15 protein-coding genes are annotated in these 14630 nt (G+C 71.9%); all 15 read right to left on the reverse strand.

Annotation, left to right across the window (positions count from 1 at the left end):
• Positions 1 to 5 precede the first annotated feature (5 nt).
• The 15 genes from AB0D29_RS18905 to AB0D29_RS18975 all read right to left on the reverse strand — a co-directional run bounded on the left by AB0D29_RS18905 (position 6) and on the right by AB0D29_RS18975 (position 14589).
• Positions 6 to 794 carry an alpha/beta fold hydrolase gene (locus AB0D29_RS18905; protein ID WP_362855504.1) on the reverse strand — a complete coding sequence of 263 codons (789 nt, stop codon included), beginning with the start codon at positions 792 to 794 and terminating at the stop codon, positions 6 to 8.
• 384 nt (positions 795 to 1178) lie between these two features.
• Entirely contained in the window at positions 1179 to 1976 is a 798-nt protein-coding gene (locus tag AB0D29_RS18910) for an ABC transporter permease (protein WP_362855506.1), read from the reverse strand.
• The gene (locus tag AB0D29_RS18915) at positions 1973 to 2986 is read right to left on the reverse strand and encodes an ATP-binding cassette domain-containing protein (RefSeq protein WP_319724274.1); all 1014 of its coding nucleotides are present in this window, start codon (positions 2984 to 2986) and stop codon (positions 1973 to 1975) included. Before AB0D29_RS18915 ends, AB0D29_RS18910 begins: the two co-directional genes overlap by 4 nt.
• Positions 2987 to 3031: 45 nt before the next feature.
• On the reverse strand, positions 3032 to 3880 hold the full coding sequence (locus tag AB0D29_RS18920) for a DUF4097 family beta strand repeat-containing protein (RefSeq protein WP_362855507.1): 849 nt from the start codon (positions 3878 to 3880) through the stop codon (positions 3032 to 3034).
• Between the two features lie 107 nt (positions 3881 to 3987).
• The gene (locus tag AB0D29_RS18925; protein ID WP_362855508.1) at positions 3988 to 4518 is read right to left on the reverse strand and encodes a toxin-antitoxin system HicB family antitoxin; all 531 of its coding nucleotides are present in this window, start codon (positions 4516 to 4518) and stop codon (positions 3988 to 3990) included.
• Positions 4519 to 4812: 294 nt separating this feature from the next.
• Complete coding sequence (locus AB0D29_RS18930; protein ID WP_362855509.1) at positions 4813 to 5319, reverse strand: hypothetical protein; 507 nt, start codon at positions 5317 to 5319, stop codon at positions 4813 to 4815.
• Positions 5316 to 6527, reverse strand: a complete 1212-nt coding sequence (gene fabV, locus AB0D29_RS18935; RefSeq protein WP_362855510.1) for an enoyl-[acyl-carrier-protein] reductase FabV — start codon at positions 6525 to 6527, stop codon at positions 5316 to 5318. The genes AB0D29_RS18930 and fabV overlap by 4 nt, the downstream gene beginning before the upstream one ends.
• 308 nt (positions 6528 to 6835) lie before the next feature.
• Positions 6836 to 7780 (reverse strand): MAB_1171c family putative transporter, encoded by a 945-nt coding sequence (locus AB0D29_RS18940; RefSeq protein WP_362855511.1) that lies wholly within the window; start codon positions 7778 to 7780, stop codon positions 6836 to 6838.
• 6 nt (positions 7781 to 7786) lie between these two features.
• Positions 7787 to 8284 carry a hypothetical protein gene (locus AB0D29_RS18945; RefSeq protein ID WP_362855512.1) on the reverse strand — a complete coding sequence of 166 codons (498 nt, stop codon included), beginning with the start codon at positions 8282 to 8284 and terminating at the stop codon, positions 7787 to 7789.
• A complete protein-coding gene (locus AB0D29_RS18950) occupies positions 8281 to 8808 on the reverse strand; it encodes a hypothetical protein (protein WP_362855514.1) in 528 nt (175 codons plus the stop codon). Before AB0D29_RS18950 ends, AB0D29_RS18945 begins: the two co-directional genes overlap by 4 nt.
• Entirely contained in the window at positions 8805 to 9650 is an 846-nt protein-coding gene (locus tag AB0D29_RS18955) for an aldo/keto reductase (RefSeq protein WP_362855515.1), read from the reverse strand. Before AB0D29_RS18955 ends, AB0D29_RS18950 begins: the two co-directional genes overlap by 4 nt.
• A gap of 92 nt (positions 9651 to 9742) precedes the next feature.
• On the reverse strand, positions 9743 to 10090 hold the full coding sequence (locus tag AB0D29_RS18960; protein WP_362855516.1) for a helix-turn-helix domain-containing protein: 348 nt from the start codon (positions 10088 to 10090) through the stop codon (positions 9743 to 9745).
• Between the two features lie 139 nt (positions 10091 to 10229).
• Complete coding sequence (locus AB0D29_RS18965; protein ID WP_362855517.1) at positions 10230 to 11156, reverse strand: NADP-dependent oxidoreductase; 927 nt, start codon at positions 11154 to 11156, stop codon at positions 10230 to 10232.
• Entirely contained in the window at positions 11153 to 12391 is a 1239-nt protein-coding gene (locus tag AB0D29_RS18970; protein ID WP_362855518.1) for an MFS transporter, read from the reverse strand. The genes AB0D29_RS18965 and AB0D29_RS18970 overlap by 4 nt, the downstream gene beginning before the upstream one ends.
• Positions 12388 to 14589 carry a prenyltransferase/squalene oxidase repeat-containing protein gene (locus tag AB0D29_RS18975; RefSeq protein WP_362855519.1) on the reverse strand — a complete coding sequence of 734 codons (2202 nt, stop codon included), beginning with the start codon at positions 14587 to 14589 and terminating at the stop codon, positions 12388 to 12390. Before AB0D29_RS18975 ends, AB0D29_RS18970 begins: the two co-directional genes overlap by 4 nt.
• Between the last annotated feature and the right edge of the window lie 41 nt (positions 14590 to 14630).

A 14630-nucleotide genomic window follows, 5' to 3' on the forward strand; every position in this document is an offset into this window, starting at 1 on the left:
GGAGCTTAGGGCTCCAGCACCGTACCGGCGATGAATTCGAGCAGCTCCGAGCTCAGTCCGGGCTCGAAGAGATAGAAATGCCCGCTGGGGTAGACACGCAGGTCGAAGGCGGTGTCCGTGTGCGCGCCCCAGGTCTCCATCTCGTTCAGCGGCGCCCGGCTGTCGGACTCGCCGACCAGTGCGGTGATGGGCACGTCCAGCCGCGCGTCGACGGGCATGACGTGCTGCTCCCAGAGGGAGAAGTCGTCCATGACGGAGGGCAGCAGGGCATCCATGGCGTCCTCGTCGTCGGCGAGCTCCTCGTCGAAGCCGCCGAGCCTCAGCACCTCGGCGCGGAACTCGTCGTCGGAAAGTCCGTGCAGCTGGGGCCGGTTGCGGAAGGGCTCGGGCGAGGCCTGGCCGGAGAGGAACAGATGGGCCGGCCGGGGTCCGCCGCGCGACTGGAGCGCCAGCGCCAGCTCGAAGGCCAGCAGGGCCCCGCAGGAGTGGCCGAAGAAGGAGAACGGGCCGTCCAGGACGGGGCGCAGGGCCTGCGTCAGCGCCCGGACGAGCGGGCCGACCTCGGTGGCGGGGTCCTCCATGATCCGGTTCTGCCGGCCGGGCAGCTGCACCGCGACGACCTCGATGTCGGCGGGGAGTTCCTGCGCCCAGTCGGCGAAGGCTCCCGCGCCGCCGCCCGCCTGCGGAAAGCAGATCAGTTGATGGCGGTGTCCGGGCCGTCGCGCCCGCCATATGAAGGGGCTTTCGACGACCAGTCCGGCGCCGGTTTCCGGTGCGTGGGTGCGCGTGTGCATGACCATGACCCCTCTGCAGATTTCGGTGGAGGCGGAAAGCAGAAATCAGAAAGTGGAATGCAGTACCGGGTGCGCTGGCGCAGCGGGCCGGATCGGTCACGGCCTATTTCCCGCACTTCCGCAATTGATCGTAGGAGTGGCCCTCCAACGAGGCAAGGAACGCCCGCACAGCCCTGCCGGACGGGTACTGGTGAGCGATTCCTCCTTGCGTTTTCGGCCACCGCGCCCCGTTCTTTGCGCTTCCGCCGGCCCGCTGTCCCGCTGTTCCGCTGTCCCGTCGACGGGACAGCGGGACGCCGGGACGGCGGGAGCACGAAGAACGGGGCTGCCCGGCCTTTCGGCCGGGCAGCCCCGTTCGGGTTCTTGCGTGGTGCGGTGTGGCGGTTAGCCCTTCGCCTCGCGGTTGAAGGCGGAGCGGGCCCAGAAGTAGCCGAGGACGCTGAGGACGACGCCCCAACCGAGCGCGAGCCACGCACTGTTGCCGATCTCCGTACCCATGAGCAGGCCGCGGAGGGTGTCGGTCATCGGGGTGAAGGGCTGGTACTCGGCGAACCAGCGCAGTCCGACCGGCATGGACTCCGGCGGGACGATGGCGCTGCCGAGGAAGGGCAGGAAGGTCAGCGGCATGGGCGCGTTGCTCGCCGCCTCCACGCTGCTGGAGCCCAGACCGATCGCCGCGGACAGCCAGCTGAGGCCGAAGGCGAGCAGGGCCAGGATGCCGAGGGCGGCGATCCACTCGACGACGGTGGCGTTGGGCCGGAAGCCCACCAGGAGCGCGACACCGATGACCAGGACCAGGCTGATCATGGTCTGGATGACATTGCCCACCACGTGCCCGGTCAGCACCGAGGAGCGCGAGATCGACATGGTCCGGAAGCGGTTGATGATGCCTTCGGTCATGTCCGTGCAGACCGACACGGCCGTCGAGACCGCACCGGCGGTGGCCGCCATCAGGAGGATGCCGGGGGCCACGAAGTTGGTGTAGTCGCCGCGGTCACCCGTACCGCCACCGGGCAGTTCGATGCCGGCGCCGAGCGCGCCGCCGAAGACGTAGACGAACAGCAGGAGCATCAGGATCGGCATCGCGACGATCGAGATCGTCATCGAGGGGTAGCGCTGTGCGTGCTTGAGGTTGCGGCGCAGCATCGTCATCGAGTCGCGCATCGCGTACGTGGTGCTCATCGGCGGGCCTCCTGCGCCGTGTTGGCGGGGCTGGGAACGGTGGTCGCGTGGTGGCGCGACCCGTCACCGGTGAGGGCGAGGAAGACGTCGTCCAGGTCGGGCGTGTGGACGGTCAGCGCGTCCGCCGTGACACCGGCGCCCTCCAGCAGGTCGAGGACGGCGCGCAGCGCGGGGATGCTGCCGTCGCTCGGGATCTGCAGGGTGAGCTTCTCCTCGTCGCGGGCGCCCTCGTCGAGGCCGAGCCGGCGGGAGGCGGCGTCCAGGCTGAGCACGTCGGAGAACTGAAGGCGGATGTGCCCGCCGGGGATGCGGCGCTTGAGCTCGTCCGCGGTGCCCTCGGCGACGATCTTGCCCTTGTCGAGGACGGCGATCCGGTCGGCGAGCTGGTCGGCCTCTTCCAGGTACTGCGTGGTGAGGAAGATGGTCACGCCCTGGGCGGTGAGCTGCTGGATCAGGTGCCACATGGTGCGGCGGCTGCGCGGGTCGAGGCCGGTGGTCGGCTCGTCGAGGAAGATCAGGCTCGGGTTGCCGACGAGGGTCATCGCCAGGTCCAGCTTGCGGCGCATGCCCCCGGAGAAGGTGGAGGCCATCTTGCCGGCCACCTCGGTGAGTTCGAACTGTCGGAGTAATTCGGCGGTGCGGCGCTTGCCCTCCGCGCGGTCGAGGTGGTGCAGGTCCGCCATGAGGAGCATGTTCTCCTCGGCGGTCAGCAGCCCGTCCACCGCCGCGAACTGGCCGGTGACACCGATCCGGGCACGGATCGCGTCCGCGCTCCGCTCCAGCGAGTGCCCCACCACGGTCGCCTCGCCACCGTCGGCGGCGATGAGCGTGGAGAGGATCTGGACCGTGGTGGTCTTCCCCGCCCCGTTCGGACCGAGCAGCGCGAAGATCGTGCCCGCCTGCACGTGCAGGTCAATCCCGTCGAGTACGACCTTCTCGCCGTACGACTTGCGCAGGCCGACTGCGCTGATCCCCTTGGGCGGGGCCATCTGTTCGGTCGCGGCACTCATCGTGCCCCCTCCATTTCGTAGCTGTTGCGAGGCAGAGCTCTGTCGTCAGGCGCCGTGCGCACGCTGGATGGTGATGTCACCGAGGCTGGTCCTCGCGTGCACCTTGACGGTCTCCGCACCCTCTGTGGGGCCTTCGGCGGATCCGAGGGTGCTGTAGACCGTCCCGGACTGGGAGTTGATGTCGAGCCAGGCAGCAGTCCCCTGGCGAATCCCGACTTCGAGGTTGCCGGCCTTAGTCTGGAGCTCGACCGTGCCGCGCGCCACTTCCTCGATGCGTACGTTGCCATTCGAGCTCTTTGACGTCACCGACCCTTGCGCCCGGCCGACGGTGATGTTTCCATTGGCGACCTTCAGCCGCAGATCGCCCGCCACGTCGTCCAGCCACGTGTTGCCGTTGGAGTTCTTGATGTCGGCGTCGCCGCCGATCGTGCGGACCCGCACTTCGCCCGAACCGGTGGTGACGTCCACGTCGCCCGTCGCCGTGTCGAGCTGCACGTCCCCGTGCTGCGTCTTCAGCCGCACCGGACCGGCCTGGTCGAGCCGGATGTCGCCGGCGCTGGTGCGGACCTCGCACTCGCCCAGCGTCCCCTTGCAGCTGATGTCCCCCATCTCCAACGTCCCGAGGAGCCGCGAGCCCTGCGGCAGCGAGACCTCGACCAGGACCGAACCGCGGGCGGAGAACAGGCCGCGCGCCTTCGGCGTACGGATCGTCAGCGTGCCGTCGGAGAAGTCGACCTTGGTCTCGTCGGCGGCGCGCTGGTCGTCCTTGTCCCCGGCGGTGCGCGGGTGGATCTCGACCACCGCGTCGGTGCGGTCCCCGGCACTGATCCGGGCGACACCGACCTCGACGTGGATGTTCGCGGTGATGGGTCCCTTGGTGTCGTAAGAAGGCATGACTGTCCCGTCCTCGTGAGTCTGGTGATCGCCCCCGCTCCGGGGACGTGAAGATTTGACGCGAGAGTGGTCGGCCTCTCGCACGCCGAAAAGGTGCTCCGGTGGGGCTAGCTCACCCAGCCCGTGAAGCTCTTCCTGCCACCGCCCCGCTGGGGCGCCGGCGCGTCACCCTGCCGTCCGCCGCCGGGCTCGAGCGCTCCCGAAACGGCCCTGACGAGCCAGGCGTTGAGCGACAGCCCCTCCCGCGCGGCCGCCTGCTCGGCACGTGCCTTGACGTGGCCGGGGAGTCGGAGGTTGATGCGTGCGGTACTGCTGTCCTCTCCTTCCGGCGCGATCGGCACGGCGGGCAGGGCATGCGCTTCCTCGTAGCCCTGTACTACGAAGGGCTCGTCCTTCGGCGGCGCCGTCACGACGAACTCGGGCTCCAGCCCGCGCAGCCGTACGTCCACCGAGCCCGGAGCGAGCTCCCGGGTGACCTCGCCCATGGCATCCGACAGGGCGTTCAGGAGGGTGAGTCTGGCTGCCGACTCTAGCGGTGCGGTGATGCGCTCGGCGAGAGCGCGGGCGTCGTCGCCACCCGCTTCGGCGGCCACCGCGAGCTCGTGCCGAAGACTGGCGACATAGGGCGTGAGGTCCATGTCCCACAGCATGACACACATATGGCGCCATGGCGAGCCAATCTGGCGCCACTCGTGCCACCACTTATAAAACCGCAGGTCAGGCGCGGTGCCATCGGCGCGCCATCCTGAGCCACATGGCGCCATCACCCCCGGGCCGCGCCACTCCGGCACCACGCGGCGCCACATGCGGGCCTCGCGGCGCAGCCCGCCCGTCCGTCCGTCCGTCCCGGCGACAGGACAAAGCCCCCGACGCCTCCCGAAAACGGTTCAGGTACGTCGAGGGCTCGCCCCGCACGATCGGCAGGACACCGCCTAAGGCCACAACTCCAACAGAGCGTCCAGGGTGAGCTTCCACATCGGCTCGGCACCCGTCCCGAACGCGGCGGCGAGCGCGTACCCGAAGGCCGCGTCGTCGGCGCCCGGTTCGCCCTTCCACTCGACGGACACCCGGCCGTCCCCGCTCGACGAGAAGACCCCGAGGAGCGCCCCGTCCCGGAGCAGCCTGCTCCCGTCGAGCGAGTCGGGGACCAACCGGTACGCGCCGACGTCCACCCGGTAGGACTTCCGCGTCAGGAACCCCTTGGCGGGCCGCAACGGCACCTCCGCCCCACCGACGGTCATCGACAGGCGCTCCGGGTCCCGCGTCCCGATCGGCACGTGGCTCTCCACCGCCGTACCCGCGGCCCGCCTCACCTCGGCCCGCGCGATCCCCTCCCCGTCCACGACGAGAGTCCCGCCCTCGTGGTCGAGTTCGACATCGACCACACCGAACAGCGGGTCCTGGGCGGCTACGTACGAGAAGGGGCTCGGCGTGCTCATCGGGCGGCGGGCCAGGGGACCTCGGTCTCGACGGGCGCGGGGTAGTCGACGCCGGGGGCGCTGAACCCGTACAGCTGCCGGACGCTGTCACGGAACCACTCCAGGTCGGCGAGGTCCGTGATGGTCTCGGTGGTGGCGGCCTGCCAGCGGTCCGCGACCGCCTCCTGCACCTCGGGTGCGAGCTCCCACGTGTCGAGCCGGACCCGGCCCTCGTCGTCCGTCACGAGCGGCTGCACGCCGGTGAGCTGGTCCCACAGCTCCGCCAGCTGGTCGACCGGGGAGACCATGCGGTCCCCGAGGACGCCGCGCAGCAGCCCCGTGTACAGGGCGATGCCGGGAATGGCCGTGGACGACTGGGTGACGGCGGCTCCGTTGACCGAGGTCACCGCGCGCCCCCCGCAGAGGTCGCGCAGTCGGGCGTCGAGCTCCCGGGCGGTCTGCTCCAGGTGGGCCTTGGCGGCGCCGATGGTGCCTTCCCGGTAGATGTCGGCCGTCAGCGGAGAGCCGATGTACGAGAGGGCCGCCGTGCTGAAGCCGTCGGCGAGCAGGCCGCGGTCGGCCAGGTGGGACACCCACCGGGCCCAGTCCGTGCCGCCCATCACGGCGATCGTCTGCGCGATCTCGTCCTCGTCGGCCGGCTCGGTCGACACCTCACGGACGTCCGGCTGCCCGTCCTCGTCGAAGACGAGGGTCCTGGTGCGGGCCGTCGCGCCGATCGGCTTGAGGGACGAGGAGAAGGTTGTCCCCGTCTCGGGGTCGGTGCGCCGGGGGGCCGCCACGGAGTAGATCAGGTGGTCGAGCCGGCCGAAGCGCCGCTTCACCAGGTCGGCCACCTGCTCCTTCATCTCGTCGGAGAAGGCGTCGCCGTTGAGGAAGTGCATCTCCCGCCCGGCGTCCTCGGCGAGTTCGGCGGTCGCGGCGGTGCGGTACCACCCCGCGGTGCCGGTGCGGCGCTCGGTCGGCGCCTTCTCGAAGGAGACACCGATGCCGCGGATCCCCGCGCGGGCGAGCCCGGCGACGGTGGCGGCCAGTCCGTAACCGGAGGAGGACCCGATGATCAGAGCCACGGGCGCGTCATCATCAAGGGCAGCCGCGGGCCGGGCGGCGACCGCCTGCCACATGTCGTTCACCAGACGGGCGCAGCCGGCAGGGTGCGAGTCCAGGAAGAGGAAACCCCGGTTGCGAGGGGTGATGACGCGTTCGCTCATGAAACAGTCCTTGACGTGACGGCGGGCATGGTCTCAGGGCAGTGCAAAAGTGTACCGAAGGCACGGTCCGCGTAGATCAAAGGAGTTGCCGGTCCGCCGCGTTGAGCGTCCTCCACCGCTCCGAGCAGCAGGAAGCAGCAGGCAGTGGTCACCGCCCCGGACCGCCTGCGTGAGGTCGCCCGCGATCCGTCCGAGGCAGCCGGCCGGCCGCGGAAGCCCGTCGTCGGCACGCCGATTCGCACCGGCGAAGCGGTCCACCCCCGGGCGTTGCCGCACGCCCCGTCCGGAACGTCCCCTGCGGGCGGCAGTTACGCACGACTCCGGCCGGAACCCCCGGTCAGCAGCAGGGCGTCCTGGCACTCGATCTCGCGCCGGTACCTGCGGTACGAGAGGTCCACCCGGTCCCGCAGGCCGCGGGGTCCGGGCTCCCAGGGCAGCACCACGTCCGGGTGGAGCGCGGTCAGCCGCCGCCACGCCGGCCCGAGGAGGAGGAAGACCCGCAGGTCGTCGAAGAGCCGCCGGCAGCCCACCGTGACCCGCCAGACGGCGGTGAAGTGCAGGCCGAGCACGCTGGCCAGGACCGCGGCCTCGGTGAAGACGAAGTTCAGCACGCTGTACCAGGTGAACCAGTCGCCCGCCAGCCACGGTTGACCGGCCACGAGGAACAGCCGGTTCACGCAGGTGACCGCGTAGGCCACCATCCCGACGGCCCCCACCGCGACCCCGACGGCGATGTGGCCGCGCACCATCCGGACGATCCTGGCGCATGCGATCGCCGAGGCCCCGGAGCACACCAGGAAGAACAGGTTCCCGATCACGTAGACGCCGACGATCCGCCAGTCCCCGGTGTACTGGTTCTGCAGCGGGTCGGTGCGCAGGGACGGCGGGGTCGATGCCATCAGGGCGGCGAGCAGCCCGCTCACCGCCAATGCCGTCAGGAAGAGCCGTCCCCTCCACCACGGGACCGAGCCGGCGCGCCGCAGGGGCGTCCACAGGTAGGTCGCCAGCAGGGCCAGGCTCACCGACACACCGGTGTCCATGATGATGGAGGCGACCCCGGGCACCGTCGCGATCGGGATCCGGGCGCGGACCGCGGGGATGCCCACGAGCGCGGCGAGGGTGAAGCTGCCCAGCGCGGTCAGCAGGAGGGGGGCCTGCGGGGTCGGCCGGGAGCCGACGCGCAGCGCCACCATCTTGGCGAGCAGCGCCAGGCACAGGAATGCGGACAGTAGGGACTGGAGCCGGGTGACCATGGCGCCTCACGCCCCGCCGAAGTACCGCTGTACGTCCCGGGAGACCTTCGCCTCGGCCCGGTCGTCGACCGCGAACTCGGCGAACGCGGCGGCCAGCAGTTCGGCCTCCCGTTCGGCCGCCGAGTCGTGGACCGAGCGGAACCTGACCACGGCGCCCCCCCCCTCGGGGAGGATGCCTTCGAGCGCGGAGAGTGCCGGTTCGTCGTGCCGGTACCGCTCGCCCTCGCGCTCGCACAGGATGTGGGCGAGTTCGTGCAGCACGATGTGGTCGCGGTGGGCGCCGACGGCCAGGTCCTGGACTATCACCACGTCGTCGTCGGTCCGGCAGACCCAGACCCCCATCGGGCCGGGGACCGGCAGCCGCGCCTCGATCACCCGGATGGGCCTGCCGCGCGCCGTGCTGATCTGGTCGCACAGCTCGTGCGCGGAGGAGTACGGATCGAGCCGCAAGGAGCGGACGTAGCTGCGGCAGTCGCGCATCGTACTCAGCCGGCCGGTGGTCACGGGGTCCCTTCCATGGTGTCGAGGATCGCGATGAGCCGGTCCCGCAGCTCGGGCGTCATGCGGCCGGCGCGCAGGGCGATGTGCTGCACCTGACGGTCAGCCAGCGCGCCGAGCCCGTCGGCCGGGTCGGCCGTGGGGTGGCCGGCCGGTGCGCCGGCCGCGGCCGGGGTGGCGCCGGAGGTGAGCCAGTCGACGGTGATCTCCGGATGGCCGTCGGCGAGATGGTCGTTGACGAACCGGACGAGCGCGATCACCACGGCGATCGAGGGGTTGGTGTAGCGCCCGGACCGGAGCATGCCCAGGTAGCTGCGGGAGAGCCGGACGCCGTAGCGGCCCTCGGAACGGCTGATCAGGTCGGCGACCTCGCCGGTGCCGAACGTCTGCCACCGGCCCCTGTGGTCGCGGAAACCGGCGATCGAGAAGAGGTGGTTGATCCGGCCGGTGAGGCTCTCACCGCCGCCGTGCCCGCCCGAGGGGCCGCTGCGTTCGCCGTGGCGGCCGCCGTCCGTTCGGTTCGTGGTCATCGCCCGGACCTCGCCCCCAGGACGGACCGCGCGTGGTCGGCCACGGCCGACGCCTCCGCCGGGCCCAGGGGACCCGAGCGGGCGGCCGCCGCGTTGGCGAGGAAGTGCTCCGGCCGGGAGGTCGCCGTCAGGACGGTGGTGACCTGGGGGTGGGCGAGCACCCAGCGCAGCAGGGCCTCGGACCAGCTCGTACAGCCCAGTTCGCGCAGGAAGGCGGCGGGGGGCGGCGCTGCCAGCAACGCGCCTTCGCCGAACGGCCGCATCACGATCACGCCGATGCCGGCCTCGGCGGCGGCCGGGAGGATGTCCTCGGCCAGGGTGGGTTCCGCCGCGTTCATGTTGACCTGGACGAAGTCCACCCGGTCGGTGGCGATGACGTGGGCGAGGTCGGCCCGGGTGCCGCCCATGCCGAAGGCGTGGTCGAACTGGTAGGTGACGCCGGTGAAGCGGACCCGCCCGGCCGCCTTCTGCCGCTCCAGCCAGGCCAGGTTGGCCTGCCATCCGTTGAGGTTGTGCACCTGGAGGAGGTCGACGCAAGAGCGCGCGTATCCCGCGAGCTGGCCGGCGAAGACGGCTTCGACCGCCTCCGGTTCGGTGTCCCAGATCTTGGTGGCGACGAAGAACGACGGGTCCTCACGGAGCAGCCGCGCGAGTCGGGGTTCCGCGTCGGAGTAGACCGGGGCGGTGTCCACCAGCCGGGCGCCGACCGTGCGGGTGGCCTCGAGCAGCTCGGCCAGCCGGTCCGGGCCGGCCCGGTCGATCGTCCGCCAGGTGCCCAGTCCGAGGACCGGGAGGTCGACGCCGGCCTTGCGGGCCGGGCGCCTGGGCACGGTCGAGGTCATCGGTGATCCCTTCACTGCGAGAGGCCGGCGCACGGGGGTCGCGCCGGGTGTCAGGGCCCGAGGGGATCGTGGGCGGGGCCGGGAGGGTCCCCTCAGGCTGAGGCCGCGCCCGCGCCGGCCGGTTCCGCCTCCGGCGCGGGGCTGGTGATCTGCGTGGCGTCGAGGAGCCCGGGGAACCGGGCCTCGAGGTCGTCGCGCCGCAGGGTGATGATCCGGGTCGTGCCCCGGATCTCGGTGTGCATGACACCGGACTCGCGCAGCACCTTCAGGTGGTGCGAGAGCGTCGACTTGGCGATCGGGTAGACGAGCTGGCCGCAGGAGCGGGAGCCCTCGAGGAACATCACGCGGGCGATGTCCCGGCGAATGGGATCACTCAGCGCGTGCAGCACCCGGTCCAGGGAGACGTCGCACCGATCGGGGTGGTAGAGCGGGCTGCGCATGGGCGACCTTCTTCGTGTGGTGGGCACCAGGGCCGCGCCTTCCCGGCGAGTACCTCCAGGCCCGACAGATTCAACGTTCTACGATGATAGAAGAACCGAGTCGGCCGGTGGAGGTACAGAGGGCCTCGACGTCACGGGCTCATCCGCCGGGCACCAGCACGATCTTTCCGCCGACGCCTCCCCGCCGGGAGTGCGCCAGTGCCTCGCCGGCCCGCTCCAGCGGGTACCGGGCGACCACGGGCAGCTCGAACGGGGCGGTGCCCATCAGGTCCAGGGTGCTCGCCAGCTCCAGCGGGAGGTGCTCCAGCAAGGGGATCCCGCGTGCGCCGGCCGCCGGGTCCGGGACGATCGTGACCCGGCGGGCGGCGCCCGCGACGAGCCGGACAGCCGCCCCGGTGGACTCCGGCCCACCCGCGCAGTCGATGGAGGCGTGGAACGGCCCGTGTTCCGCGAGGCGTTCCGACAACCCTTCCCCGTACGCGACCGGGGTCGCCCCCACGGCACGGACCAGGCCGTGGCGGGCGGCCGAGGCCGTGCCGACGACCTCGCCCGCGCCCAGCAGCCGCGCGAGCTGCACCACGGCCAGGCCCACGCCGCCGGAGGCGCCGTGCACCAGCAGCCGCTCCCCGGGCCCCAGCCCCACCCGGCGCAGGGCCGAGTAGGCGGTGCCGACGGCCACCGGCAGGACGGCGGCCTGTTCGTCGGAGAACCGGTCGGGGCGCAGGGTGAGTTCGTCGGCCTCCTGGGAGGCCGCCACGGCTTCGTACTCCCGGAACGCGCCGGGCCGGCCGTGCCGGATGACGTGGTCGCCGACCCGGAAGCGGCGCACCCCGGCGCCGACCTCCACTACCTCGCCCGCCGCCTCGACGCCGAGGCAGCCGCCGGGCAGTTCCATCGGGACGTACTCACGGACCGCGCCGGAGAGGATCTTCCAGTCGACCGGGTTGACCCCGATCGCGGTGTACCGGACGACCACCTGACCGGGCCCGGCCACGGGATCGGGCACCTCCGCCGGGTACAGGACCCCGGGTTCCCCGTACTGGTCGAAGAGGACGGCGGTGCTCACGCGCTCACCTCCTGCTTGCGGAAGGCGCCGGCCGCCGCGTACACGCAGAGCGAGAGCAGGTAGGCGGCGACGGTGAACCCGGCCACGCCCCAGAAGCCCGTGACGTTGCCGAGGAGCACCCCTCCGACGGCGCCGCCGACGGTGGTACCCACGTACATCGCGGAGTTGGAGAGCGAGGAGACGGTGCCCCGGGCGGTCTCGGTCTGCGACTGCAGGATGCTCATGAAGACCGGGAAGACGCACCCGCCGGTCATCATCACCAGTGCCAGCAGCGTCAGCGCGACCGCCAGGTTCGGGGCGAGGGGGACCAGGCAGTACAGGACGGCCATGGTCAGCACGCCGGTCAGCAGGGACCGGTACAGACCCAGGCGCGCGACCAGGCGGCTGCCGAACAGGGAGCCGATCACGTTGCCCGCACCCACCGCCATCATCGCGGTGCCGACGGAGGCGACGTGCAGACCGAAGTCCTTGGTGAACCAGGACCCGAGGAAGGAGATCGCCTCGAAGTTGCCTGTCTGGAAGATGAGGTAGCCCAGCAGGTACCAGCGCAGCCGGCCGGTGCCCAGCACCGTCTTGTACACGCCGAAGACGGCCTTCGCCCCGCTCCCCGCGCCGGGCCGGCCCGGAACCGAGGGGAAGAGGCGGGCGAGCAGCAGCCACAGCGCCACCGAGAGGCCGCCGATGGCCCAGAAGGGCAGGTGCCAGGAGCCCGCGGCGAGCCAGCTGCCGAGCGGGATGCCCGCGAACTGGGCGATGGACAGCCCCGCGGTGGCGAAGCCCATCGTCCGGACGATCTCCTGGGGCTTGACCAGCACCGGGATGGACGCCCAGATCTGCGGGGAGACGAACGCGGCGCTCACACCGGCGAGGAACCGGAAGAGGATCATCGTCCAGAACCCCTGCGCGAACCCGCACAGCGCCGTCATGACGATGAACCCGGTCAGCCCGGCCAGCAGCACGCGGCGCCGGTCCCGGCCGTCCGATATCGGACCGGCGATCAGGGCGAAGACGGCGTAGCCCAGGGCGTACGCGCTCACCATCCAGCCCGCGATGTCAGGCGAGACGTCGAAGGCATCGGTCAGGGTCGGCAGCAGCGGGGCGACGAGGAAGGTGTCCGTCCCGATGACGAACATCGTGGCGAACGCGAGGAAGGCGACGGTCCGCGAGGAGCGGGCGGCCGGGGGCCGCGCGGATGTCGCGCCGGCCGTGGAGGATTCGGGTGAGGTGGTGGTCATGTCATCATCACCGCCCAGGAGCGGTTGAGTTTCCCTTCGAGCATGTGGAGTGCCTGTACCGCGATGAATCCCTCGTCGGTGGTCTCCGAGGGGGCGCCGGGTGCGCGGGAGAACCCTCCGTCGGCACTCTGGCGGTCGGCGATCCACCGGATGCAGGCCTCGGTGTCGGCCGGCAGCGCGCCCAGCATGTAGAGCCCGCCGATGGCGTGGTACGAGCCGACGAAGCTCTCCGCTCCGTCCGTCCGGTAGCGGAAGCCGCCGGTCCCGGTCTGCATGCCGCGCAGCCACCGGACCGTCTCGTCGGCGTGCGGCGGGCGCAGGCCGAGCGCGATCAGGGCGCCGATCGCACGGAAGGTCGCGAAGGTGTCGGACGGGGAGCCGGGCCGGTTGCCGTAGCCGCCGTCCGGGTTGCGGCACGCGAGCAGGTAGGCCGTCAGGTCGTCCTCCCGCTCGGGGCGGGCACCCAGGGCGACGAGGGTCAGGGTGGCGAGGTGGGAGTGCCAGGCGTCGCAGGGGAAGCCGGGCGCGTTGCCGAACCCGCCTTCCGGGCGCTGGCAGGAGCGCAGGAAGGCCACGCACGCGTCCCGGTCGAAGTCGGGGTGGTCCGCGCCTCCCAGTACGACGGCCGTCAGCACGGCGCAGTAGGTGGTGAACGCCTCGGAGGGCAGGCCGGGTTGTTCGCCGAAGCCGCCGTCCGGGTTCTGCGTGGCGAAGACACCGGTGAGCACACCGGGGGTGTTCGGCACCGGTTGGTCCAGGGCCAGCAGGTCGGACACCACGTGCAGCACCGAGAAGGTCTGTGCGGTGCGGTCGGAGCGCAGGCCGAGCGGGGACCGGTAGGGGGTGAGTCCGTAGCCCAGGCCGGAGGCGGTGGAGCGCAGCCAGCGCAGGTAGTGCTCGATGTCGATGAGCCCCTCGGACAGCCGCCCGGTGGTGACGTGTCCCAGGTCGTTGTCGAACGGGTCCGGCTCCGGACGCCCGGTCAGCGCCGGCGCGGTGCGGGGGGCGACCACCCGGTCTCCCAGGACGGCCAAGGCCAGCAGCTGGGTGCGCGCGTGCTTGCCGTGGAAGGGAACGTACGTGGTGTTGCCGACGGCGAACGCACCGGTGGTGCGCGGGGGCACCATGACGTGCCGGGCGAGGGGGACCGTCGGGTCGACGGGGGTGGAGAACCAGCTGCCCTGGCCGTGGAAGACACCACCCGCCACGGGGTCGGTGTTCCGTTCCAGCTCGGCTTCGGCCTCCTGCGCGAGGACCTTCAGGACCGGGCCGTACTCCGCGTCCGGATCGTCGAGCTCGGCGACGCTCCGCGCCGCCAGCACGAGGAGTGCGTGGTCGGCGACGAACTGCGCGGGGAACGGCGAGTCGGGGCGGCCGTGCAGGGCGGCGACGGCGTCGACGCGCACCGCCGAGTCGGCGGAGCTGCGGTCCCAGTAGCCGCCGGTGCCGACGTGCTGGTGGTGGTGGACGTGGACGAGGACCCGGCGGGCCCGGTCCGCGGCGCCGGCGCGGCCGCGCCGGTGGAGTGCCGCCCAGGCCATGGCGGCCAGGGCGGCCGGGCCGGTGCGGTGGCCGCGGAGCGTGTCCGGCACCCCGCGGGGGGTCAGCCGGTCCCAGACGGCGTCGCCGTGGACGTAGCGCTCCATCCGGTCGGCCGCCGCGTCGAGGAAGGCCGAACCGGTGCCCGGGGTGAGGGCGTCGGCGGCCAGGATGAGTACGGCGGTCTCCTCCAGCGGGCCCGACTCGTCCAGGACGATGCTCGCGGAGCGGTCGAGCCGGGCCGGCCAGTCGTGGCGCAGGACGGCCTCGACGACGCGCCGCAGGTGGCTCTCGGCTTCGGTGAGCAGGGCGTCGTCGCCGGTCAGCGTCCCGGCCCGGTGCAGCGCCCAGGCGGCGAGGGCCTGCACGGAGGGGGTGCGGACGTCGCCGATCGGGTGGGGTGCGCCGGTGACGTCGAGCAGTTCGCGGAAGCCCGGCAGGTCCGGGTCGCCGAACTCCCGGAGGGCGCCGAGCAGTTGATGAGCGAGGGCGGCGTCGTCCGGGCCGGGGAGGGTCAACAGGGCCAGGGCGGCGTCCCGCAGGGTGCGGTCGGGGGTGATCACGTCGGTGGAGTCGCGGCCGAGGACGGCCGGGATCCGGGCCCCTTCACCCAGGAGGTGTTCGCGGACGAAGGTGCGCAGAGAAGGAGGACTGGTCATGGGGTTCCTTTGGATCCGGAGCGCGTGGGTCGGGGCGCCCG

Source organism: Streptomyces sp. NPDC048424, assembly GCF_040651555.1.
In the GTDB taxonomy this organism is placed as follows: Bacteria; Actinomycetota; Actinomycetes; order Streptomycetales; family Streptomycetaceae; genus Streptomyces.